A 21,702-nucleotide genomic window follows, 5' to 3' on the forward strand; every position below is an offset into this window, starting at 1 on the left:
GCGTTTCGACCATTTTGCACCCCAGCGGAATCACCCGGCGTCGCAAATATTTATTGGGGTGTTGACGTTCTGAGATGCTTGCTGATGAAGCCAAGCTTCTCCAAGCCTCTGCGCACTTCCGGCGCCCGCATGAAAAGCCGCCACAACAGCCCTGTACGATGGTTCTCGATCATCGCGATGATTGGCCCCTGATTGATGGCCAGATAGGTTCGGGAGTACCAGTTGCGGCTTTCGCAAAACGCGTCGACAAAGCCGAAGCGGCCCCATATGCGTTTCCGAGGCTTGGTCAGGAAGCCACGCAGTGCGCGCATCGCCTCCGCCGGTGCATAAGGGAAGCTCGACAGGGCAGCGGACGGGGCGATTACGCCAAAGTCCCTGTCGGGTGCACTTGCGATGTATCCTCGCGGCCCATGGCTCGCGGTCAGACCCCAGCAGTCAGGGCCGTATCCCAGATGGTTATGGGGATTGCGGACGCAATGCCGATAATTGATCTGCGTATGACGGAGGTTCTGTTGCCAGTAGTCGGCGTAGCGGTCGCTTAGGCCCCGTGGATCGAGCCCACAGAAAGAATAGTGCGAAAAGAAGAGCGGACCACCAGAATCCATTCCCAATGGCAGGACGATCCCGTCATGATCGCGCCCGTTTCGAAAGTCGGATCCACCAGCAAAGCCTTCGTGATAGATGCCCGGATCAATGGGGTGGCGAGTTGATCCCGCCGCCAGCACGAAGGTGAGCATGCATTCGTTCCAACCCCTGATCGGGCTGTCCATCGCCCAGCCGTGGTTCGGGCTCCAGTGCCACATCAGTTGCCGGGCCCCGCGTGCGAACCAATTCCATTCGGCCGGCAGCAACAGCGCGTTCACGCGCTGGCGAAGGAGAACTTCCTCGGTTGCCATCTCGGCGAAGTACTCACGGGCGCAGATCAGACCTTGAAACAGGAAAGTGGTTTCGACCAGATCAGCGCCGTCATCCTTGCGACCGAATGGAATTGTCGCACCGGTACGGCCATTGACGAAATGCGGAAAAACGCCGTGGTAGCGCGGCGAGTTTTCCAGGAAATCGAGCATGCCATGCAGTCGCGGTAAAGCCGCAGCGCGGTCGATCCATTCCCGTTCGACCGCAACGATGATAGCTGCAATGCCAAAACCGGACCCCCCGATCGTCACCAGATCGTTGGCAGGATCACCTGTGGTCTTCTGCCGGTCGCGGGCAAGACCGCTGACGGGATGCGCGCCTTCCCAAAAATAGCGCACCGTCTGCCGCTGCACAGCATCCAACAGCGCATCATCGTCGAATTCGAAAGTATCTTCCGGAAGGTCGAGTGCTGGAATCATCGAGCCGGTGTTAGTGCCTCGGGTGCCCCAAGGCCATTCCTAAAACAATTGGGCACACGGACCGCCACTCACTGCTGCGTTTGGCCGATTCATTTCGCGACAGGTGGCTGGCAAACCGGTAGAAAGAAAATCAAGGGGACACGGCCCCTGGATTGGCCTCGAAGCCTATGTTCCACCCCATTGCGAATATCGAAGACGCGCAGACGCTGGCGCAGGCCATCGTCAATACGATCGTCGAACCCTTCCTCGTTCTCGATGAGAACTTTCGCGTGCTGGCGGCCAACCGCTCCTTCTATCAGACCTTCAGGGTCGACCCCGAGCAGACGCACGGCTCGCTGCTCTACGCGCTGGGCGACGGCCAGTGGGACATTCCAGCGCTTCACCTGCTCTTGGAGACGATCATTCCCGAGAAGACCGCCATGGACGGCTTCGAGGTCGAGCATGATTTCCCCGATATCGGCCGGCGCACGATGCTGCTCAACGCGCGAAAGGTCCTTTACGACCACAGTTCAGCCGCGACCATCCTGCTCGCCTTCAATGACATCACGGCGCGCCGCGCCATCGAAAGGGAAAAGGAAGAGCTTCTCGGCCGCACCGAAGACTTGCTGCGCCAGAAAGATGTGCTGCTGCGCGAAATGGAGCACCGGGTCGCCAACAGCCTACAGATCATCGCCAGCATTTTGCTGCTGAAGGCTCGGTCCGTCACCTCAGATGAAACGCGGCAGCACCTGAAGGATGCCCATCAACGCGTGCTGTCGGTGGCCGAAGTGCAACGGCATCTCCATGCCTCAACCGGTGCCGACGAAATCGAGGTTGGTTCTTATCTGTCGAAGCTTTGCAGCAGTTTGGCCGCTTCGATGATCGGGGAAACACAGGCTATTGCCGTCAACGTCATGGCGGAAAATGGAAGGATAGATTCCCAGAAGGCGGTGAGCCTTGGCCTGATCGTAACCGAGCTCGTTCTCAACGCCATCAAGTATGCATTCTCGACAGAAAAGGTCGATGCGCTGATCTTGGTGACCTATGAGACCGATGCTGAGGATTGGAAGTTGACCGTATCGGACAACGGGTGGGGCAAACCCGTTGGCGACATTCCATGTGCGGGACTGGGGACAGCGATCGTGGAGGCACTTGTCAAACAGCTTGAAGCACGCATTGACACCGTCACGGGCAACACTGGCACGACGATCGCCGTTACGAGAGCGACATTCACGTCGCGGATGCCGAAAGCAGCATAGCTTGGTCGCTTGGCGTAGGCTTTAAGCGGTTATCCGAATAGTGCCTCGAAGATCGTCTCATCATGTGGGTGTAGCTCGAATGTTTCGAAGCCGCTCGCGAGCGGCTGCCGCTGATGTTCCTATTCTGTGTGCTATAGGTTCTGTTTAATTGGAGAAAAACCGATGCAGCGGACCGTGACGGTAATCGAGAAAATTACGGGCCGGGTGATCGGCGCGTATCCGGTCGATCTTTCGGGCCAGGATCACCAGACTTCCGATGATCAGTATTTTGCCAAAGCATTCGAAGCCGCCGTCGACGGCGGCCTTATTACGGAGGCTGAAGCGCACGCTGTCGAATTCCGTCTGGAATAGACACTCAAGCCGAGATCCACGCTACGTTCGCCTTTCCTTCGCCGCCTTGGCGCCGCTACGAAAAACCCCGCGCGATGCGGGGTTTTTGATGCGGTAAAAAACCTTACGTCTCAGTACGGCGAATTACACAGCTGCCGAGGGCCATAGCTAGGCTGGAATGTATCGTCTGAAGCTCGATAGCTCCGGTATCGGTCATAGCACCACTGTACATGCGAATCGCCGCGACTGACCCGGTTCTGGTTGTTGTTGATGATCACGCCGCTGATCACCGCGCCGGCAGCGAAGGCCGCCAGCGGAAACCAGTAGTCACCATGGCGGCGATAGCCGCGATGGTATTCACGATAGCCGCGATGACCGTTCCAGTTCACGCCATCGTTGCGCGAAAAATTGCGATTGCGGTTGAATTTCCGCTTCATCCACGGCTTGTAGTCGACCGTCGCCACATCGGACGAAACGGAAGGTGTTTGCGGCAGGAACAGTTGAGCTGCGCCGGCTGACCCGGCTGCCGTCACGAATGAAACTGACAACGTGGCCGCGAGCAAACCCGATAATATCTTGTTCATAAATCTCCTTTGAAGGGATGGTTGATATCCCTCTTCGAATTTAAAACGATTTAAAGAGGTCAAGGTTCCATGGCGTGTCAGACAGCTTTCGACACCGCCAGCCAGGCTGTTCGAATCACTCGCCAGGTGCTACGGCTCGAGCAAGCATGGGCAATCTTCACGCAGCGCGGTGTTGCTGGCTTGTTTTTCTACGTTTCATACAGTGAGGGACAATGGCCGGCACTCCTTTGATCAGCATTCTGATCACTTTCCTTGTAATCATTCTGGTGCTGTATCTGGTCAACCGGCTGCCGCTTGATGGTCGTACTCGTCAGATTGCCCAAATTATCGTGATCATTATCGGCATCATTTCGCTGCTGAAGTACCTCGCAGTGTTTTAAGCCACCATGATTGCGATATGCGACGCTGCTGGCGTCCGACTGAGCAGGACAACCCAGCGCTTTGGGCCTACTCGTGCGTAGTAGGCTCGAGACCTTCCCGCTCAGGAAAATATCAGCCTGGCGCGCTTGTCGATGATCCTGAGGGCGGTTAGCCGGCCGCTTTGGAACGCGCCGGTGTCGATGCCAAGCCGGCGCCCCTCGAGCTGCGGAATGTCGACGGGCGTATGCCCATGCACGACGTAGCGGTCGAGAAGATGCGCGGCTTCGAAAAATTCCGAGCGGATGTTGAGCAGGTCGTTCTCGTCCTGCGCGGCCAGCTCGATGCCCGGCCTGATGCCGGCATGAACGAACACGAATTTCGCCGAACAGACCATGACCGGCAGCGCGCGCATGAAGCTGATATGGCCGGCGGGAATGATCTCCCGAATGCGCCGGTCGACCTCCTCGCTTGAACCGTAGAGATCGGCCATGCGCGACGGATCGACGCCGTAGGAAAACAGCGTTTGCAGGCCGCCTATCGCCAGCCACGACTCTCGCGAAATGATCCCGTCGACGTAGTTCAGCATCACGACTTCGTGGTTGCCGGCAAGGCAGATGCGCTGGAAGCCTTGGAGTGGCGGCGCCAGCAGATGATCGAGCACACGCGCCGACTGAGGCCCGCGATCGACGTAGTCGCCGAGCATGATGATGAGCTTGCGCCCTTCGAAGGATGCCGAATCGAGCAGGATCTTCTGCTCCAGCGCGCGGAGTTCCTTGTAGCAGCCATGCACGTCGCCGATCGCATAGACGACTGTGCCCCGCATATCGATCTCCAGCCGCTGGCGTGCCGCGGCCTGGGGCTTTCTCGATCGCTGGAACAGGGTCACGTATGGCATCTCGCATGGCTGTGGGTGCGCCTCGATTTCGGAACAACATGGCGACACAACGCGTGGATACCATGTCCGGCGCCGGTCGTTCCATACCGGAGCTTCGGACGCAACTCGGCTTCGGCGTCCCTACAGGCCGATGCCGCGGCGGTTCAGCGCGGCGGTGATCTCGTCGAGGATGGCCGGGTCGTCGATCGTTGCCGGCATGGCCCATTCCTCCTTGTCGGCAATCTTCTGCATGGTGCCGCGCAGGATCTTGCCGGAGCGCGTCTTCGGCAGGCGCTTGATCGTCACCACCGTCTTGAAGGCAGCGACCGGGCCGATCCGTTCGCGCACCAGCGTGACCGCCTCGTTTTCGATGATGCCGGCGTCGCGGTCGACGCCGGCATTCAGCACGACGAAGCCGAGTGGAACCTGGCCTTTCATCGCATCGGCAATGCCGACGACGGCGCATTCGGCAACATCGGGATGCGCGGCCAGCACCTCCTCCATGGCGCCGGTCGACAGCCGGTGGCCGGCGACATTGATGATGTCGTCGGTGCGGGCCATGACATAGAGATAATCGTCATCGTCCATCATGCCGGCATCCGCGGTTTTGTAGAAGCCGGGGAACTCCTCGAGATAGGCTTGGCGAAACCGCTCGTCGGCATTCCACAGCGTCGGCAGGCAGCCGGGGGGCAACGGCAATTTCACCACGACATTGCCAAGCGTGCCGCGCTTGACCTCATGCCCGGCATCGTCCAGCACGCGAATGTCGTAGCCAGGCATCGGCACGCCGGGCGAGCCGTATTTGACCGGCAAAAGGCCCAGTCCGGCGGGGTTGATGGTCATCGGCGAGCCGGTCTCCGTCTGCCACCAATGGTCGACCACCGGCACGTTCAATTTCTGCTCCGCCCATTTGATGGTTTCCGGATCGGCGCGCTCGCCGGCGAGGAACAGCGTGCGGAATTTGGACAGGTCGTATTTCGGGGCGAATTCGCCTTTCGGGTCCTGTCCTTTGATGGCGCGAAAGGCGGTTGGTGCGGTGAACAGCGCAACCACCCCATGCTCGGCGATCACGCGCCAATAGGTGCCGGCGTCGGGCGTGCCGACCGGCTTGCCCTCGAACAGCACGGTCGTGCAGCCATGCAGCAGCGGGCCGTAGACGATATAGGAATGGCCGACTACCCAGCCGACATCGGAAGCCGCCCAGAACACTTCGCCCGGCTTGACGCCGAACTCGTTTTCCATCGACCATTTCAGCGCGACCATATGGCCGCCATTGTCGCGCACGATGCCCTTCGGCTGGCCGGTCGTGCCCGACGTGTAGATGATGTAGAGCGGATCGGTGGCAAGCACCGGAACACAGTCGACATTGGCGCCGGCGGCCCGCTCACGCGCCACGGCGTCGGCATAGTCGATGTCGTAATTTTCCCTGAGCTCGCAGCGCAGCTGGTCGCGCTGCAGGATGAGGCACCTTTCGGGCTTGTGCCGCGACATCTCGATCGCCTTGTCGAGCAGCGGCTTATAGGCAACGACACGCCCGGGCTCCAGGCCGCAGGACGCAGAGATGATCAGCTTCGGCTTGGCATCGTCGATGCGCGTGGCGAGCTCATGCGAGGCAAAGCCGCCGAAGACAACCGAGTGCACGGCGCCGATCCGCGCGCAGGCAAGCATGGCGAAGGCTGCTTCCGGCACCATCGGCATGTAGATGATGACGCGATCGCCTTTTTGGATGCCGCGGTTCTTGAGCACCGAGGTCAGCGCGACCACCTCGCGCTTCAGCTCAGCGTAGGTGAATTTCGTGATTGTGCCGGAAATCGCGCTGTCATGGATCAACGCGATCTGGTCGGCGCGACCGCCCGTCACATGACGATCGACGGCATTGAAGCAGGTGTTGCACGAGGCGCCATTGAACCATCGGCCATAGACGCCGGCATTGGCGTCGAACACGGTCTCGAAGGGCGAGAACCAGGCGATTGCACTCGCTGCATCGGCCCAGAATTTTTCCGGGTCGCGTTTCCAGTCGTCATAGACCTCATGGTAGCGTGACGCCATCCAGCTTCCTCCCCAGGAATGTTTGCTGTCCTTGAAATAGCGTATGCTGGCTTGTGTAACCATGTATTTGTGCGTTTCGTTTGCCGTCGTTCTAACTTGGCCGCAAGTGCGGGTCATGGTGGTCTGGGGGCCGGTATCGGCCGAATTTTCGGCATTAGGGGCAGGGCGCGATGAAATTGCGATGCGAGCTTGGGTTTTCCGTGGTTGCGATGCTGGCGTTGGTGCTCGCTTCATCTGCTCAGGCCGGCGACGCGGCGGCCCGGCGCGTCATCGGCTTTTCGCCCGACGGCAACTACTTCGCCTTCGAACAGTACGGCACGCTCGATGCCGGTGCTTCGGATTCGGGCTGGTCGGAGATCGACATCATCGACACGCGCACCGATGAGTTCGTCGGCGGCAAGCCGATCGTCATCGTCGACGAGACGGAGGATGCGACACTGACGCTTGCGCAGGCGCGGGAGCGTGCCGCGGCGCAGGCGGCGCCCTTGCTGGCCAAATATGCCATAGCGCCGCGCGGCGAGCGGACGGGCTTAGACAAATTCACCTTTCCCGACGACTTGGTCGCCTACAACGACATTGCGCGCCTCGAGCAGGTTTCGCAGAAATGGCTTTCGCCGGCTTATGACGAGCTTGGCATTTCGACCATCCAGCTCGAGCAGATCCTTGCCGATAGTACTGCGGATTGTTCAGCGAGTTTCGACGGGACGCAGCAAGGCGAGACGATCGGCAAGGCGCTCGGCTTTCGCCTGACGCTGCAGGGTCAGGACGGCAAGCCGATCAAGCTGCTCCATGAGGACAAGGCGGTGCCCGGTTCGAGGAATTGCCCGACTTCCTACAGCCTGTCGGAATCTTACGCATTCACCCCGGATGGAAAACCGGGCGTGCTTGTCGTGCTCGTGCAGCGCTTCAGTCAGGGATTTGAAGGGCGCGACCGCCGTTTCATCGCCGTGACTGGCCAGGCGCGCTGAGGCAACGCGCTGAGAAGTAGTCCGCTACCCGAGTTGTTGTCCCTAGAGCGGGAGGGCAGCGAGCATAAGGCCGACCCCACCGGCGATCAGCAAGGCGGCTGCCAGCATCTTTCCATGGCGCTCGAAACCCGTCGGCGCCCGATCCCAATTGTAACGCATCCTCGAACTCCCCAAACCCGCAGATCCTTTATCTTACGCAGGGTGAGGAGGGCAACTGTCTGACGATGCGCGGCGTTGCCGATGTCGGTCCTATCACCGACTATTTCTGGGACATCCTGCGCCGCTACATGCCCCAGCGCAGCGCGGCCGTATGTACCGGTGCATCCCACCAAACAGCCGCCTCGTCGTCGAGCATGCTCAGCGTGATCGAACAGCCGGCCATGTCGAGCGAGGTCACATAGGATCCGACCAGCGAACGGGCCACCGTCACGCCGTGCTTCTCGAAGATTTTGCGGGCGCTGTTGTACATCAGATAGAGCTCCATCAACGGTGTGCCGCCAAAGCCGTTGACGAAGAGTAGCGCCTGGCCTCTGGCACCGTCGCCCAGGTCACCCAGGATTGCGGTACAGATCTCCTCGGCGATAGCATCGGCGCTCTTCAATGTGTCGCGCCGCCTTCCGGGCTCGCCATGGATGCCAACCCCGAACTCCATCTCGCCGTCGCCGATATCGAAGGTCGGCTTGCCCGCCGCCGGCACGGTGCAACTGGTCAGCGCCACGCCCATCGAGCGCGTCGCGCCGTTGACGCGCTCGCCCAGCGCCTTCAACGGCTCCAGTGGCATGCCTTGTTCGGCTGCCGCGCCGACGATTTTCTCGACCACCAGCGTACCGGCGACGCCGCGCCGGCCGGTGGTGTAGGACGAGTTTTCGACCGCGACGTCGTCATTGGTCACGATTTGCATCACGCCTTCCGTCATTTCAGCGGCCATGTCGAAATTCATCACGTCGCCCTCGTAGTTCTTGACGATGAACAGGCAGCCGGCGCCCGTATTGACGGCTTCGGCCGCCGCCATCATCTGGTCAGGCGTCGGCGAGGTGAATACCTGGCCGGGGCAGGCGGCATCCAGCATGCCATGCCCGACGAACCCGCCATGCAGCGGCTCGTGACCCGAGCCGCCACCGGAGATCAGCGCCACCTTGCCCGGCTTGAGCACCTTGCGGCGGACAAATTTGTGCTCCTCGCCAAGCGCCAGGATGTCGGCATGCGCGGCAACGAAGCCGTCGAGGCTCTCGGTCAGCACCGTATCGACCGAATTCAGAAATTTCTTCATGGCTGTCCTCCCGAAATAGCCCAGCGTCAGCTGCCCTTGCCGGCGATGCTGGTGATCTTCTGGATGAAATCGTTGACCGCCCGGTCGAGCGCCGCGTTCTGCTTGTCGTCGCCGAAATCGGGAACGATCAGCGAGACATGGCGTGTCTTGCGCATGCCTGCAGCCAGCGACATCTTTCCCGGATGCGCCCGATGATATGCGTCAAGGAAATGATCGCGTTCGGCCGAGCTGAAATGGCAGACCGAGAAGATAGCCGGCAAATGCTTCGATGGTATCGGCGTCGAATAGGCCGGGCTGGAAATCTGCGTGACGAAGCTGCGGTGCTTGCCCAGCGCGTCGGCGAGGCGCTGGCGCATGCCGGATGGGCGCTGGTCGATCACCTGCGACAGGATCGTCTTGTAGGCGCGGATCGCCTCTTCGGGGCCGGATTGCGACGCCTTGTCTGCCATGCCGGGGCCTAGATCGAAACGTCCGCGATGGCCGCCTTAGCCATCGCGAGTTGGGCGGGAGCGACGGAGAGGTCACGCAGGCCGGCTTCGAGCAGCGCCGGGATCGAGGCGGGGTCGCCGCCGGCATCGCCACACAGGCTGACCGGGATATTATGCTCGCGGCCGAAGGCGGCAACGGAGGCGATCAGCCGGAGCACGGCCGGGTGCCTGACGGAATTCAGATGTGCGACAGAAATGTTGTCGCGAGCGGCGGCCATCACGTATTGGGTCAAATCATTCGAACCGATCGAGAAGAAGGCGGCCCTGGCGAATGCCTCCGGCGCAATCGCCACCGACGGCACCTCGACCATGATACCAAGCGGCGGCATTTTTTGCGCGATGCCGCACGCCAAAAGGTCAGCCTGCTCCTCTGCGAACAGCGCGGTGGCGCGTCCATACTCTTCCGGGACGGCGATCATCGGGAACATCACCTTCAGATTGCCGTGCATGGCGGCGCGTAGCAAGGCGCGGATCTGCACGCGAAAGACCTCTGGGCGCGCCAGCGACAGCCTGATCCCGCGCAGGCCAAGGAATGGATTACCTTCCTCGACGGTCAGGCCCGGCACAGGCTTATCGCCGCCCGCATCGACGGTACGGATCGTTACCGGCCTGTCGCCTGCCCATTCCAGCACTTTGCGGTAGGCGCGATATTGCGTCTCCTCGTCCGGCAGTGTCTTGCCGAACAGGAATTCGGTCCGCATCAGCCCGACACCGTCGCAGGTCGCGACATCGATGGTGTCGACATCGGACGGATCGGCAATATTCACCTGCATCCGGACCGCTATGCCGGTCTTCGTTGCCGCCGGCCTTGTCAGATAGGCTGCCGCTTTGCCGCGATGCGCTGCGAAAGACAACGACGATCGCCGGAATATGGCGATCTCCGCTTTCGAAGGCGCCAACACGATGCCGCCATGTTCGGCATCGAGCAGTGCGATTCCGGTAAGGTGAGCCGGCGAAGCACCGGGCCCGGCCACCCCATGCGCCACGAGTCCAAGCCCCACCACCATTGGCACGCCGCGCGAGCGTGCCAGCATTGCGACATGACTTGCGGCACTTCCGGCTGTAAGTGCTATGCCGCCGCCGGCACTCCAGTCGGTTTCGAGGAAGCGCGTCGGTGCGATATCCTCGCCGTAGAAGATCGCACCCGCCGGTGCGGCAATGTCGCCGCCCCCGGTCAGCGCGCGCAGCACCTGGTCGCGTATATCGCGCATATCGGCCGCACGCGCCCGGAAATAGTCCTGGTCGGATGTTTCATAGCCGGCGATCTCGGCGTCGAGCGCTGTTCGCCAAGCCACATCAGCAGCCATGCCCTCGGCGATGTGCGAAAAAGCCGGGCCGGTCAGCGCGTCGTCCTCCAGTATGGCGAGCTGGAATTCGAGGATCCCGGCCGCCTCGCTGTCGCTGGTTTCGATCAATGTCGCGAGCCGGCCTGCGGCAATGGAGATGGCGGCCTCAAGCGCCGCTTTCTCGTCCGCGGCAGTCGCCTTGCGGACATAACGCACAGTAGCCTGGTCCAGATCGAACAGCGGCCCCTCGGCATAGCCGGCCGATGCCGAAATGCCCTGCAGCCTAAGCGGTTCGGGCATGGTCCTTGCCTTCGTCGAAATCGCGCCGCACCAGCTCGACCAGCGCGCCGACCGCCTCACCGGCGCCGTCCCCTCTGGCTCTGATATGCAGGACAGTACCTTTCGGCGCTTTCGCAGCCATTACCTTAACGATGCTCTTGGCGTCGAGCCACGGTCCGTTGGCGGCGAGCGCAATCTCGATGTCGGCCGAAAACGTCTTGGCAAGCTTGGTGAACTTCACCGAAGGACGCGCATGCAGTCCCACCTCATGGGTGATCAGGACGCTGGCTTCGGCTGCTGCGGACATGCTTGTCAAAATTCCCGTTCATTCACGACGGCGACAATTCGTGCGCCGTCGCCACCACTTCCTTGAGCGAGGCGCCGCCGGAAGCCTCGGTCGCCGCCATCACCGCGCCTTCGACGATCGGCGCATTGCAGACGATGATCTTCTGGGCGCGTGGTTCGCCGATCATCTCGACCGCCATCTCGCTATTGGTCTCGGCACCGCCGAGATCGACGAGGATCGCGACACCCGCCTCCGACCAAGCCTTGTCGATGGCGCCCATGATCGCCTCGACGTTGGTTCCCAGCCCGCCATGGCCGTTTCCGCCGCACCATGCAAGCGGCACTTCGTTGCCAACCATCTGCCGCACCATGTCGGCGGTGCCTTCGGCGACCAGCGGCGAATGCGATACGATGACGATGCCGACATTGCTCATGCGCGCCTCTCGATTGCTTCGGCTACGGCCCGCACCAGAAGCGCGGTCGAGCGTGCGCCGGCATCCATATGACCGATCGAACGGTCGCCAAGGAATGAGGCGCGCCCACGCAACGCCTTCATCGGCACGGTCGCCTCGGCTGCACTGTCGGCAATGTTGACGATGTCCGCTGCCGTCTTTCCCTGCAGGAGGGCCTCATGCACCGGCTGCAGCACGTCGAGCATGGTCTTTTGCCCGGCCTGCGACTTGCCTCTGGCGGCCACCGCTTCGATAGCCTTGCCGAAGGCCGCCGCCAGATTGGCGCGATCCGGCGCGGCGGAAATCTCGTTGCCGAGCGCCATGAACAGCGTGCCGAACAAGGGACCGGAGGCTCCGCCGACGGTCATCACCAGCTTGGTGCCGATCGCCTTCAGCGCCTCGGGCAACGGCTTTGCCGCGAACGCACCGGCCTCGGCTCGCACGGCCTCGAAGCCGCGTTTCATGTTGAGCCCATGGTCGCCGTCGCCGATCGCCTGGTCGAGCCTGGTCAGCTCTTCGGCATGGGCGGCGATGGTGTTTGCCGACGCCTCGATCAGCCTGGAGAGATCCGCTACCGCCATGTCACCCATGCTCCTGGCCCCTGCGCCGCCGGCAGTACGAGAAAATTGCATATCCGGCAATTGAAGCATTCTTTTCCCCAGTCAAGCGGGTTCGAGCAACGCGGCGAGGGCAGTGAAGACCTCGGCGACGGCAAAGGCGCCGGGGTCGACCACGCCGTCGAGCTGGCTGCCAATATAGGCGGACCGCCCGGCCTTGGCCTTGCGCATGGCCGCGGTGGCCTCGGCTCCGCGTTGCGCCGCGACCGCCGCATCTTCCAGACTCCCCCTATCCAGCGCCCTCAAGGCGGGTTCCAGGGCATCGATCATCGTGCGATCGCCGATCCTCGCTCCGCCATAGAAGGACATCCGATCCAGGCCGGCGAGAAGTGCCTTGGGAGGCGTTTCGCCAGACTGCAGCGCCTGCGCGGCGGCGGTGAAGAAGATCGACAACAGCACGCCGCTAGAGCCGCCCATGCTGGCGCTCAGGATGTCGCCGACGGCGGCGAGCGTTGCGGCAGGGTCGGCGAGCGGCAGTGTCGCAACGCGGCCAAGCACGCTGCGCGCACCGGCCGCCACAGTCGATCCGGTGTCGCCGTCTCCAGCCTTGGCGTCCAGTCCGTTCAACGCGCCTTCAAGCGAGATCAGCCGTTCGCAGACCGCGACCACCAGCCGCTCGGTGCGCGCGTCCTGGCTGGCTTTCGACGCGTTGTCCGGGCCGGCAGCTTTGGCCACCGGCACGACGCTCGTTGGGCGAACGGCTCTTGCCGGCAGCCAGGCGTGAGGGCCGACCGGCGCCCGCAAGGCTGCTTCGCGCGGCGCATCGAGCCGGATCAGCGACAGAGAAAAGCCGTTCATGTTGAGCGCGGTCATAAGCTGCCCGGGCCCGATCGTCAGCGTCACCTTTCGTGCCAGCGGTGAAGCCAACACCGCATTGGCGACAAGCAACATTTCCAGCGGTGGCACCGAACCGAGATTATTGATCAGCAAGGCGTAGTCGCTGGCGGGATCGAGCCGCGCGGCAAGGCGCTCCGACATGATCGCAACCAGCGCTTCGGCACTTTGCACCGCAATCCGCTCAACGCCCGGTTCGCCATGGATGCCGAGGCCGAGTTCAGCGTCCTCGGCGCCAAATCTTTCGTCATGGCTCTGGCCGGGGATCGAGCAGGATGACAGCGATATGCCGAGGGAAACGATGTCCGCCGCCGCGGCCCGCGCCGCCGCGGCAACCCCCGCCAGATCAACGCCTGCTTCCGACAGATGGCCGGCGATCTTGTGAACGAACAAGGTGCCGGCAACGCCACGCGGCTGGGCAATGTCAGGGAGGGCAATGTCGTCGGCGACGATCACCATCTCGACGCGGAAGCCTTCGGCGCGCGCCTTCTCGGCGGCCAAGCCGAAGTTGAGGCGATCGCCGGTATAGTTCTTGACGATCAGCAGGCATCCGGCGGGACCGGTCACCGTGCGGATGGCGGCCAATACCGCTTCCACGCTCGGCGAAGCAAAGATCTCGCCCGAAACCGCCGCCGTCAGCATGCCCATGCCGACGAAACCGGCATGCGCGGGTTCGTGCCCGGCCCCGCCGCCGGAAATGACCGCGACCTTGGTCTTATCCCAGTCCGCGCGGAGAATGACCTTGATCTCGGGATAGCCGTCGAGGCGAGCGAGATCGCCGGCGCCGGTCGTGCCGAGAAAGCCGTCCAGGGCCTCAGTTACGATCGTATCCCTGCGATTGAAAAAATGCTTCATCGAATTGGTCCAGTCCGGTGCCCGAAATTGCCGGTTGAAAGGTGCCAGGAAAACACTCGCGCAGCGCTCACATCAGCCGTCGCCCATCGGCGCCGAAATACAGCGGCGAGCGATAGCGGATCATGATCTTGTCGCCCTGCGCCAGGTCGGTGTCGGGGTCGGTCAGCGTCACCAGCTTCTTGGTCCCCACCGTCACGTGCAGATGGTTCTGGTCGCCGAGATGCTCGACCCAATCGACGACGCCGTCGGCATGGCCGTTCGCGGCCTTCTCGATCGAAAGATGTTCGGTACGCGCACCGATTGTCTTGGTTCCCGCCGGCGCGCCGCCATCCGGCAGCAAGCCGACCGGCAACAAATTGATGGCCGGTTGGCCGAGCCTTGCCGCGACGTGAAGGTTTGCCGGCTCAGAATAGATCGTGCGCGGGGAACCAATCTGCACCAGCACGCCGTCGGCGAGGATGCCGATGCGGTCGGCCATGGTCATCGCTTCGATCTGGTCGTGTGTGACGTAGAGCATTGTAGCGCCGAGTTCGGCCTGGATGCGCTTCAGCTCGAGCCTGAGATCGGCGCGCAGCTTGGCGTCGAGCGACGACAGCGGCTCGTCCATCAGGTAGATCGACGGCTTGCGCACCAAAGCGCGGCCGATGGCGACGCGCTGCATCTCGCCGCCCGAGAGTTTGGTCGAGCGATTATTCAGCTTGTGGTGGATGCGCACCATCTTGGCCACATCCTCGACGCGGCGGCGGATCTGGTCCTCCGGCATTTTCCGCGCCGGCGAGCGCAGCGGAAAGGCGAGGTTGTCGTAGACCGACAGATGCGGATAGAGCGAATATTGCTGGAACACGAAAGCGGTGTCGCGCTCGGCCGGCGACAGCGTCGTCGTGTCGTGGCCGGCAATATGGATCGAGCCCGCTTCGGGCCGCTCCAGCCCGGCGATCAGCCTGAGCGTCGTCGTCTTGCCGGCGCCGGTCGGCCCGAGCAGCACGACGAATTCGCCGTCGGCGATATGCAGGTCGAGATTGTCGACGGCGACATGCTCGCCAAAAACCTTGGTCACGCCTTTGATGTGAACGTCAGCCATGATGCGCTCTCCCCTGGGAGGCCGAGTCATGGATTTCGGTGCGCACCGCACGGCCGGATCCTTTTGCGAACAGCGACAGCCGCGCGCTGCTCAGCGCCAGGCCGACATGATCGCCCGGATTGAGCCGGATTTCGGCCGGCACCCTGGCCTTGATGATGCCGTCTGCCGTCTCCACCGCCACAATCTGCGTGGTGCCGAGATATTCGGTGCCATAAATGGCGCCGCGCAGCTTCGAAGCGTCGTCGAAACGGATGTGCTCCGGCCGGATGCCAAGCGCCATCTCGGCCGGCGCAACATCCTCGCGCACCTCCGGCACGGCCACCTTCGCGCCTTGCACAACAATTTCCCTGGTACCCTTTGAAAGCCCGCCGCCGAAGCTGAGGAAATTCATCGGCGGCGAGCCGATGAAGTCGGCGACGAACATCGTTGCCGGCCGATCGTAGATCTCACGCGGCGTGCCGAACTGCTCGATGACGCCATGGTTCATCACCGCGATCTTGTCGGCCATCGACATCGCTTCCATCTGGTCATGCGTGACATAGACGGTGGTGGCGTGGATGCGGTTGTGCAGTTCGCGCAGCTCATGGACCATCAGGTCGCGGAATTCGGTGTCGAGCGTGCCGAGCGGCTCGTCCATCAGGAAACACTTTGGCCGCCGCACGATGGCGCGGCCGAGCGCAACGCGCTGGCGGTCGCCGCCGGCAAGCCCGGAGACGGATTTGTTAAGCAGATGGTCGATCCGCAAAAGCTTCGCCGTCTCTTCCACCCTGGCCCGGATTTCGGCGCCTGGCATGCCTTGCGCCAGCAGTGGAAAGCCGATGTTCTTCCGCACATTCATGTGCGGATAGAGCGCGAACAGCTGGAAGACGAAGGCGATGTCGCGCTCGCGGGCACGCCGCATGGTGACGTCCTCGCCGCCAAGCAGGATCTTGCCGCCGGTCGGCAGTTCGAGCCCGGCGATCATGCGAAGCGTCGTCGTCTTGCCGCAGCCCGACGGCCCCAGCATGACGAAGAATTCGCCGTCCTCGACGACGAAGTTGGAATCTTGCACGGCGACGAAATCGCCGAATGCCTTCCTCAGATGTTCCACCCTGATCTCGGCCATCGTCTACTCCGGAAATTTCGAGACGATGATGAACATCGCCGTGCCGGCCAGCATGGTGATGAAGGAATAGGTGTAGAGCGCCAGCGCGAAGGGTTGGAACAGCATCAGGAAGCCGATGGCGATGATCGCGGTGGCGACGTTTTCCATCAGCCCGCGCCTGGCCCAGACGGGCCAGCGCGATTTGCGTTTAGTGGTCAGGTTCATTTGCGCACCGCGCCGAAGGTGATGCCGCGCAACAATTGCTTGCGAAGCAGGATGGTGAAGACCAGGATCGGCACCAGGAAGATCGTCGTGCCGGCAGCTACCGCCGGCCAGTCCTGGCCGCCTTCGCCAATGATGGTCGGGATGAAGGGCGGCGCGGTCTGCGCCGTGCCCGAAGTCAGCAGCGCGGCGAAGGCATATTCGTTCCAGGCAAAGATCAGGCAGAAGATGGCTGTTGCGGCAATGCCGGTGGTCGCCTGCGGCAGCACGGTCCGCCAGAACGCCTGCAGCCTGGTGTAGCCGTCGATCATCGCCGCTTCTTCGTATTCGCGCGGGATCTCGTCGATGAAGCCTTTCAGCAGCCACACCGCCAAGGACACGTTGACGGCCGTATAGAGCAGGATCATGCCGAGCGCCGTGTCCGACAGGCCAAGCTCGCGATACATCAGGTAGATGGGAATCGCGACCGCGATCGGCGGCATCATGCGCGTCGACAGGATGAAGAACAAAAGGTCGTCGGCGAGCGGCACTTTGAAGCGCGAAAAACCGTAGGCCGACAGCGTGCCGAGGAACACCGCGCAGAAGGTCGAGCCGAAGGCGATGATCAGCGAATTGACGAAGCGCGGCATGAAGTTCGACGGGCCGGCGATGACCATATTGCGCTTGCGCACCGTCGCATCGCAGAGGCCGGCCGCTGGCCCCAGCGAGTTGATGTATTCCGGCGTCTGCCTGGTCCGCGTCGTGAACAGGTTGCAATAGCCTTCGAGGCTGGGCTGGAACAGGATCTTCGGCGGGTAGGCGATCGAATCCGGCGGCGTCTTGAAGCTGGTGGCGAAGATCCACAGCAGCGGCACGATCGAGATCAGCGCGTAGACGGCGATGATCGTGCCGGCGACGCGCTTCGACGTGGCCGACGGTGCGACAACGGAGTGGGCTGACGTCAGGCTCATCTCTGCTTCACCTTGTTCAGCGCCTTGACGTAGATGTTGGCCAGCCCGAACACCGCGACGAACAGGATGATGGCGAAGGCCGAGGAATAGCCCGTCCGCCAGCTTTCGAAGGCCTGCCGCTTCAGCGTGATCGAGGCCACTTCGGTGGTCGATCCCGGCCCGCCGCCGGTGAGCAAATTGACCATGTCGAACATCTTGAAGTTCTCGATGCCGCGAAACAGCACCGCCAGCATGATGAAGGGCAGCGCCATCGGCAGTGTGATCGACCAGAACTGCCGCCAGTTGGAGGCGCGGTCGACCTCGGCCGCTTCGTAGATGTATTCGGGGATCGAGCGCAGGCCGGCGAGGCAGATCAGCATCACGTAAGGCGTCCACATCCAGGTGTCGACGATGATGATCGACCATGGCGCCAGTGACACGTTGGAGAGCATGCTGATCTGCGTTGCCGGGATGCCGGTGACGAACGAAACGGCGTAGGCGAACAGCCCGATCTGCGGCTCGTAGAGGAAGCGCCAGAAATTACCGACCACCGCCGGCGACAGCATCATCGGCACCAGGATGATTGTCGTCCAGAAGGCGTGGCCACGAAACTTACGGTCGATCAGCCAGGCCAGCGTGAAGCCGATCAGCGTCTGCAGCAGGATGGTCCAGAACACGAAATGCGCCGTCGTCTGCATGGCGATCCAGATGTCCTGGTCGGCGAGGATGCGCTTGTAGTTGGCCAGCCCGAGATTCTTCACAACCTCGTTGGGGCGATTGGCGCGAAAATTGGTGAAGGACAGATAGATTGCCCAGAACAGCGGAAAGATGTTGATGGCTAGAAGCAACAGGATCGTCGGCGAGATGAACAGCCAGGCGAGGCCCTTGTCGCTGATGCCCCGGACCTTGCGGGCCAACGGCTCGGGCGTAGCCCGGGCAACGCTGTCCGCCGTCCGATTGAGCATGGTCAGTCCCGCTTCGGTCACTTGGTTCGTCTCGACAATGGAATTTATCTGAACTGTGTCCCGTGCCAAGGGTGGCACGGGACGGTTCGGTCATGGGCTCGGGAGGAGCCGGTTACATTTTGCCGTCGTCCTGGAAGACCTCGGTCCAGTCCTTGACGAGGCCGTCGAGGGCATCCTTGGCCGAGCCTTGCCCGGCGACGACATAGTCGTGGAAGCGCTTCTGCGACGCCTGCAGCAGCGGCGCGTAGCTCGGCTCGGCCCAGAAGTCCTTCACGATTGCCATCGAGTCGAGGAAGGTCTGCGCATAGGGCTGGCTGGCCGGGAAGCCCGGGTCCTTGACAACCGCGTTGAGGCAGGAATAGCCGCCGAGCGACCACCATTTGGACTGCACGTCCTTGTTGGCGAACCATTTGATGTATTTGAGCGCGGCTTCCTGCTTGTCGGAATAGGAGACCACCGAGATGCCCTGGCCGCCGAGCTGGGCGAACTGGTCGCCGTCCGGACCTTTGGGATTGACGAAATAGCCGATCTTGTCGCCGCCGACATTCTCGTCCTTCTGCAGGCCTGGCCAGGTGAAGGCGAAGTTCATGTGCATTGCCACCTGGCCGGATTTGAAGGCATCGACGCCTTCGCCCATGTAGCTGTTCGAGGCGCCGGGAGGGGTGCAGCAATCGTAGAGGGCTTTGTAGAACTCCAGGCCCTTCACCGATTTATCGGAGTTGACGAAGCCTTCCATCTCGTAGGGCTTTTTCGGGTTTTCGTACTGGAAGCCGAAGCTGTAGAGCACGTCCATGGCGCCCATGGTGATGCCTTCCGAGCCGCGCTCTGTGTAGATCGACGCGCCATAGACGGTCTTGCCGTCGATGTCGCGCTTCTGGAAGAATTCGGCGATCTGCTTCAGCTGGTCGAAGGTCGTCGGCGGGCCAAGATCCCAGCCGTACTTTTCCTTGAATTCCTTCTGCAGCTCCGGCTTAGAGAACCAGTCCTTGCGGTAAGTCCAGCCGACGACGTCGCCCATGGCCGGCAGCGCCCAGTAATTCGGCGAGTTCTTCGGCCATTCCGAGTAGCCGACGACGGTCGCCGGCACGAAATCGTCCATGCTGATCTTCTCCTTGTCGAAGAAGTCGTTCAGCTTGACGTAATGGCCGTTCTCGGCGGCACCGCCGATCCACTGGCTGTCGCCGATGATGAGGTCGCACAGCTTGCCGTGCGAATTCAGCTCGTTGAGAAAGCGGTCGGCATAGTTGGTCCACGGCACGAATTCGAATTTCATGCCGATGCCGGTTTCCTTGGTGAAGTCCTTGGACAATTCCACAAGCGCGTTGGCTGGGTCCCAGGCTGCCCAGCAAAGCGTCAGATCTTCTGCCTGCGCGACGTTCGAAACGGCTGTCGACGCAAAGAGTGTCGAGGCCAGTCCCAACGTCAGTTTCAAGGTCGATTTCATGCCTTCCTCCCATTTGCGAAACGCGTCCGGATGACGGTTTCAAGAGCCCGCTAAACCCCTCCTCCGGGGCCCAAACACAACGACGCGGCGGCGCACCGGATGTTTAGTAATTTGTTTAGTGATGCAATTTTTACTAAACAAGGCAAGCGAATTCGTTGCTGCATCGCAGCATGCTGGATAGGAAAGCAACGTGAGAAGTTGCGGCGACCTGCCTAGGTCACCGTCTTGTTGCTGACCGCCACCGGACGGATCACCGGGGCCAGCGGCACCAGCGCGCGGATATCGGCGAAGGGGAAGACCGGCTCGAAGCGGAAGGCCTCGGCGAACGATCCGGCTGGGCCGTTGCACTGGCCGGCGCGAAAGGCGTTCTGCGTGCGCGCCGCGTCGACGAAACGCTCGGGATCCTGCGACTGGTGCGCCCGGATCGCCTCCGCCTTGAGATCGAAATACCTGGAGGTATCGACGTAGTGCGTTGGCGAAAACCCGGTGCCGGCGAACGTGTCGGCATGCAGCACCGGCACGGAAAATGATGCCGCGATGCGCATGCCATCCGACAGCGCGCGGTGGTCGCCATGATAATCGTTCGGCGCATGGGTGATCGCCAGATCCGGCCCCATCTCGCCAATCAGTGCTTTCAGCGCCCCGATCAGCGCGGCATCCGCCACCAGCGCGCCATCGGGAAAGTCGAGGAAGCGCGGCGTCACGCCAAGCAGGCCGGCCGCCGCCGTCGCCTCTTTGCGGCGCGTGCGGGCAAGCGCGGCCGGATCGCCGTAGCCGCCCCTGGCGCCATCCGTGGCTATGGCAAAAAAGAGTTCTGCGCCTTGCGCGGCATAGGCCGCCATCGTACCGAACATGAAGATCTCGATGTCGTCCGGATGCGCGCCAAGCGCCAGTATCTTCACTCTCATCTCTCCCGGAAACGGAAAAACGTGCCCAACGGAATTCTGCTCGCTCTCATCGCCTATGCAAGCTATTCGTGCAGCGACGCCGTTGTCAAAAGCCTGGGCGGGCAGTTCAACGTCTTCGAGATCGGCTTCTTCTCGACATTGTTTGCCGGCTGCTTTCTGCTCTTTGCCAGGCCGCCAAGCGAGCGCTGGCGCGATTTCTGGCGCACGACCCGGCCGTGGGCGGTACAGGCCCGCGCCTGGGCCGGCATCGCCTCGGGCGTGCTCAGCGTCTATGCCTTCACCACCATCCCGCTGGCAGAAGTCTATGCGCTCATCTTCCTGGCGCCGCTGTTCGTCACCATCCTGGCTACGCTGGTCCTCAAGGAGAAGGTCGGCCCATGGCGATGGCTGGCGGTCGTCGCCGGCTTTGCCGGGGTCATGCTGGTCGTCAGGCCTGGGTTTCGCGAGTTGCAGCTTGGTCATCTGGCGGCGTTCATCATCGCCTTCCTGGCCGCCACCAATGTCATCCTGATGCGTTCGCTGGCCGCGCAGGAAAAGCGCACGACGATGCTCGGCGTGCTGATCGGCTACGGCCTGCTCTTCAACGGCGTCGGTGCGGCGGCCACCTCGTTCTCGCTGCCGGATGGCAGGCAATGGGCGTGGCTGGTGCTCGCCGGCGCCTTTACCGCCGGCGGTCAGCTGCTGCATCTGCTGGCGATCAAATACGCACCGGCCAACCGCATCGCGCCAACGCATTATTCGCAGATCGTCTGGGCGGTGATTCTAGGTGCGCTGTTCTTCAGGGAATATCCCGATTTTCTGTCGCTGGTCGGCTTGGCCGTGGTCGGTGGTTCCGGTCTGCTGACGATGGTGCGCGAGGAGGTGCGGCTCGGCACCGTGCGCTGGAACCCGTTTTCGCGGACCAGGCTTTGAGTCGGCGCGGAGGTTGCGCCGCGACCGCCACCGCTGATATGCGGTCGCTGCCAA

The 21,702-nt window shown here is 62.1% G+C and carries 23 protein-coding genes; 5 read left to right on the forward strand and 18 right to left on the reverse strand.

Annotated elements, in window-relative coordinates:
- Positions 1 to 50: 50 nt before the first annotated feature.
- Positions 51 to 1,334: a glucoamylase family protein gene (locus NKH23_RS27040; RefSeq protein ID WP_353035768.1), complete on the reverse strand. Its 1,284-nt coding sequence runs from the start codon at positions 1,332 to 1,334 to the stop codon at positions 51 to 53.
- 167 nt (positions 1,335 to 1,501) lie between these two features.
- Between NKH23_RS27040 and NKH23_RS27045 the strand changes: the two genes are divergently transcribed.
- Entirely contained in the window at positions 1,502 to 2,572 is a 1,071-nt protein-coding gene (locus tag NKH23_RS27045; protein WP_352719329.1) for a sensor histidine kinase, read from the forward strand.
- Between the two features lie 162 nt (positions 2,573 to 2,734).
- On the forward strand, positions 2,735 to 2,923 hold the full coding sequence (locus tag NKH23_RS27050; RefSeq protein WP_352665441.1) for a hypothetical protein: 189 nt from the start codon (positions 2,735 to 2,737) through the stop codon (positions 2,921 to 2,923).
- Between the two features lie 110 nt (positions 2,924 to 3,033).
- On the opposite strand, the gene NKH23_RS27055 is transcribed toward NKH23_RS27050, so the two are convergent.
- Positions 3,034 to 3,486 carry a BA14K family protein gene (locus tag NKH23_RS27055; protein WP_352719267.1) on the reverse strand — a complete coding sequence of 151 codons (453 nt, stop codon included), beginning with the start codon at positions 3,484 to 3,486 and terminating at the stop codon, positions 3,034 to 3,036.
- A 212-nt stretch (positions 3,487 to 3,698) separates the two neighbouring features.
- Here NKH23_RS27055 and NKH23_RS27060 point away from each other — a divergent pair, with 212 nt between their 5' ends.
- On the forward strand, positions 3,699 to 3,866 hold the full coding sequence (locus NKH23_RS27060; protein WP_192356189.1) for a Thivi_2564 family membrane protein: 168 nt from the start codon (positions 3,699 to 3,701) through the stop codon (positions 3,864 to 3,866).
- Positions 3,867 to 3,967: 101 nt separating this feature from the next.
- Here the strand turns inward: NKH23_RS27060 and NKH23_RS27065 are convergent, their stop codons facing one another.
- Complete coding sequence (locus NKH23_RS27065; RefSeq protein ID WP_352719268.1) at positions 3,968 to 4,669, reverse strand: metallophosphoesterase family protein; 702 nt, start codon at positions 4,667 to 4,669, stop codon at positions 3,968 to 3,970.
- 192 nt (positions 4,670 to 4,861) lie between these two features.
- The gene (locus NKH23_RS27070; protein WP_352719269.1) at positions 4,862 to 6,769 is read right to left on the reverse strand and encodes a propionyl-CoA synthetase; all 1,908 of its coding nucleotides are present in this window, start codon (positions 6,767 to 6,769) and stop codon (positions 4,862 to 4,864) included.
- A 170-nt stretch (positions 6,770 to 6,939) separates the two neighbouring features.
- Here NKH23_RS27070 and NKH23_RS27075 point away from each other — a divergent pair, with 170 nt between their 5' ends.
- On the forward strand, positions 6,940 to 7,737 hold the full coding sequence (locus NKH23_RS27075) for a DUF2259 domain-containing protein (protein ID WP_352915838.1): 798 nt from the start codon (positions 6,940 to 6,942) through the stop codon (positions 7,735 to 7,737).
- A gap of 283 nt (positions 7,738 to 8,020) precedes the next feature.
- Here NKH23_RS27075 and dhaK read toward each other — a convergent pair whose 3' ends face one another.
- The 14 genes from dhaK to NKH23_RS27145 form a co-directional block, all read right to left on the reverse strand.
- Positions 8,021 to 9,007, reverse strand: coding sequence for a dihydroxyacetone kinase subunit DhaK (gene dhaK, locus NKH23_RS27080; protein WP_352719270.1), 987 nt, complete (start codon positions 9,005 to 9,007; stop codon positions 8,021 to 8,023).
- 26 nt (positions 9,008 to 9,033) lie between these two features.
- The gene (locus NKH23_RS27085) at positions 9,034 to 9,456 is read right to left on the reverse strand and encodes a hypothetical protein (protein WP_352719271.1); all 423 of its coding nucleotides are present in this window, start codon (positions 9,454 to 9,456) and stop codon (positions 9,034 to 9,036) included.
- Positions 9,457 to 9,464: 8 nt separating this feature from the next.
- Positions 9,465 to 11,081 (reverse strand): phosphoenolpyruvate--protein phosphotransferase, encoded by a 1,617-nt coding sequence (ptsP, locus tag NKH23_RS27090; RefSeq protein WP_352719272.1) that lies wholly within the window; start codon positions 11,079 to 11,081, stop codon positions 9,465 to 9,467.
- Positions 11,065 to 11,367 carry an HPr family phosphocarrier protein gene (locus NKH23_RS27095; RefSeq protein WP_352719273.1) on the reverse strand — a complete coding sequence of 101 codons (303 nt, stop codon included), beginning with the start codon at positions 11,365 to 11,367 and terminating at the stop codon, positions 11,065 to 11,067. The genes ptsP and NKH23_RS27095 overlap by 17 nt, the downstream gene beginning before the upstream one ends.
- 22 nt (positions 11,368 to 11,389) lie before the next feature.
- Positions 11,390 to 11,779 (reverse strand): dihydroxyacetone kinase phosphoryl donor subunit DhaM, encoded by a 390-nt coding sequence (dhaM, locus tag NKH23_RS27100; protein ID WP_292659370.1) that lies wholly within the window; start codon positions 11,777 to 11,779, stop codon positions 11,390 to 11,392.
- Positions 11,776 to 12,378: a dihydroxyacetone kinase subunit DhaL gene (gene dhaL / locus NKH23_RS27105; protein WP_352719274.1), complete on the reverse strand. Its 603-nt coding sequence runs from the start codon at positions 12,376 to 12,378 to the stop codon at positions 11,776 to 11,778. The genes dhaM and dhaL overlap by 4 nt, the downstream gene beginning before the upstream one ends.
- 81 nt (positions 12,379 to 12,459) lie before the next feature.
- Positions 12,460 to 14,103, reverse strand: a complete 1,644-nt coding sequence (locus NKH23_RS27110; protein WP_352719275.1) for a dihydroxyacetone kinase subunit DhaK — start codon at positions 14,101 to 14,103, stop codon at positions 12,460 to 12,462.
- 67 nt (positions 14,104 to 14,170) lie between these two features.
- Positions 14,171 to 15,184 (reverse strand): ABC transporter ATP-binding protein, encoded by a 1,014-nt coding sequence (locus NKH23_RS27115; protein WP_023717962.1) that lies wholly within the window; start codon positions 15,182 to 15,184, stop codon positions 14,171 to 14,173.
- On the reverse strand, positions 15,177 to 16,289 hold the full coding sequence (locus tag NKH23_RS27120) for an ABC transporter ATP-binding protein (protein WP_352719277.1): 1,113 nt from the start codon (positions 16,287 to 16,289) through the stop codon (positions 15,177 to 15,179). Before NKH23_RS27120 ends, NKH23_RS27115 begins: the two co-directional genes overlap by 8 nt.
- 3 nt (positions 16,290 to 16,292) lie before the next feature.
- Positions 16,293 to 16,493 carry a hypothetical protein gene (locus NKH23_RS27125; protein ID WP_352665425.1) on the reverse strand — a complete coding sequence of 67 codons (201 nt, stop codon included), beginning with the start codon at positions 16,491 to 16,493 and terminating at the stop codon, positions 16,293 to 16,295.
- Positions 16,490 to 17,440 (reverse strand): carbohydrate ABC transporter permease, encoded by a 951-nt coding sequence (locus NKH23_RS27130; RefSeq protein WP_353035770.1) that lies wholly within the window; start codon positions 17,438 to 17,440, stop codon positions 16,490 to 16,492. The genes NKH23_RS27125 and NKH23_RS27130 overlap by 4 nt, the downstream gene beginning before the upstream one ends.
- Positions 17,437 to 18,384 (reverse strand): carbohydrate ABC transporter permease, encoded by a 948-nt coding sequence (locus tag NKH23_RS27135; protein ID WP_302893612.1) that lies wholly within the window; start codon positions 18,382 to 18,384, stop codon positions 17,437 to 17,439. The genes NKH23_RS27130 and NKH23_RS27135 overlap by 4 nt, the downstream gene beginning before the upstream one ends.
- Positions 18,385 to 18,496: 112 nt before the next feature.
- On the reverse strand, positions 18,497 to 19,828 hold the full coding sequence (locus NKH23_RS27140; protein ID WP_352719279.1) for an ABC transporter substrate-binding protein: 1,332 nt from the start codon (positions 19,826 to 19,828) through the stop codon (positions 18,497 to 18,499).
- Between the two features lie 212 nt (positions 19,829 to 20,040).
- Complete coding sequence (locus tag NKH23_RS27145; RefSeq protein WP_352719280.1) at positions 20,041 to 20,730, reverse strand: PIG-L deacetylase family protein; 690 nt, start codon at positions 20,728 to 20,730, stop codon at positions 20,041 to 20,043.
- Between the two features lie 27 nt (positions 20,731 to 20,757).
- Here NKH23_RS27145 and NKH23_RS27150 point away from each other — a divergent pair, with 27 nt between their 5' ends.
- Positions 20,758 to 21,648, forward strand: a complete 891-nt coding sequence (locus NKH23_RS27150; RefSeq protein WP_352915844.1) for a DMT family transporter — start codon at positions 20,758 to 20,760, stop codon at positions 21,646 to 21,648.
- Positions 21,649 to 21,702: the final 54 nt, after the last annotated feature.

This window comes from Mesorhizobium sp. M1328, assembly GCF_040318075.1.
In the GTDB taxonomy this organism is placed as follows: Bacteria; Pseudomonadota; Alphaproteobacteria; order Rhizobiales; family Rhizobiaceae; genus Mesorhizobium.

Bases quoted from the DNA above. Each gene is read 5' to 3' on its own strand.
- NKH23_RS27040 (WP_353035768.1), bottom strand. From the start codon at position 1,334: ATGATTCCAGCACTCGACCTTCCGGAAGATACTTTCGAATTCGACGAT.
- NKH23_RS27045 (WP_352719329.1), top strand. From the start codon at position 1,502: ATGTTCCACCCCATTGCGAATATCGAAGACGCGCAGACGCTGGCGCAG.
- NKH23_RS27050 (WP_352665441.1), top strand. From the start codon at position 2,735: ATGCAGCGGACCGTGACGGTAATCGAGAAAATTACGGGCCGGGTGATC.
- NKH23_RS27055 (WP_352719267.1), bottom strand. From the start codon at position 3,486: ATGAACAAGATATTATCGGGTTTGCTCGCGGCCACGTTGTCAGTTTCA.
- NKH23_RS27060 (WP_192356189.1), top strand. From the start codon at position 3,699: ATGGCCGGCACTCCTTTGATCAGCATTCTGATCACTTTCCTTGTAATC.
- NKH23_RS27065 (WP_352719268.1), bottom strand. From the start codon at position 4,669: ATGCGGGGCACAGTCGTCTATGCGATCGGCGACGTGCATGGCTGCTAC.
- NKH23_RS27070 (WP_352719269.1), bottom strand. From the start codon at position 6,769: ATGGCGTCACGCTACCATGAGGTCTATGACGACTGGAAACGCGACCCG.
- NKH23_RS27075 (WP_352915838.1), top strand. From the start codon at position 6,940: ATGAAATTGCGATGCGAGCTTGGGTTTTCCGTGGTTGCGATGCTGGCG.
- dhaK (WP_352719270.1), bottom strand. From the start codon at position 9,007: ATGAAGAAATTTCTGAATTCGGTCGATACGGTGCTGACCGAGAGCCTC.
- NKH23_RS27085 (WP_352719271.1), bottom strand. From the start codon at position 9,456: ATGGCAGACAAGGCGTCGCAATCCGGCCCCGAAGAGGCGATCCGCGCC.
- ptsP (WP_352719272.1), bottom strand. From the start codon at position 11,081: ATGCCCGAACCGCTTAGGCTGCAGGGCATTTCGGCATCGGCCGGCTAT.
- NKH23_RS27095 (WP_352719273.1), bottom strand. From the start codon at position 11,367: ATGTCCGCAGCAGCCGAAGCCAGCGTCCTGATCACCCATGAGGTGGGA.
- dhaM (WP_292659370.1), bottom strand. From the start codon at position 11,779: ATGAGCAATGTCGGCATCGTCATCGTATCGCATTCGCCGCTGGTCGCC.
- dhaL (WP_352719274.1), bottom strand. From the start codon at position 12,378: ATGGCGGTAGCGGATCTCTCCAGGCTGATCGAGGCGTCGGCAAACACC.
- NKH23_RS27110 (WP_352719275.1), bottom strand. From the start codon at position 14,103: ATGAAGCATTTTTTCAATCGCAGGGATACGATCGTAACTGAGGCCCTG.
- NKH23_RS27115 (WP_023717962.1), bottom strand. From the start codon at position 15,184: ATGGCTGACGTTCACATCAAAGGCGTGACCAAGGTTTTTGGCGAGCAT.
- NKH23_RS27120 (WP_352719277.1), bottom strand. From the start codon at position 16,289: ATGGCCGAGATCAGGGTGGAACATCTGAGGAAGGCATTCGGCGATTTC.
- NKH23_RS27125 (WP_352665425.1), bottom strand. From the start codon at position 16,493: ATGAACCTGACCACTAAACGCAAATCGCGCTGGCCCGTCTGGGCCAGG.
- NKH23_RS27130 (WP_353035770.1), bottom strand. From the start codon at position 17,440: ATGAGCCTGACGTCAGCCCACTCCGTTGTCGCACCGTCGGCCACGTCG.
- NKH23_RS27135 (WP_302893612.1), bottom strand. From the start codon at position 18,384: ATGCTCAATCGGACGGCGGACAGCGTTGCCCGGGCTACGCCCGAGCCG.
- NKH23_RS27140 (WP_352719279.1), bottom strand. From the start codon at position 19,828: ATGAAATCGACCTTGAAACTGACGTTGGGACTGGCCTCGACACTCTTT.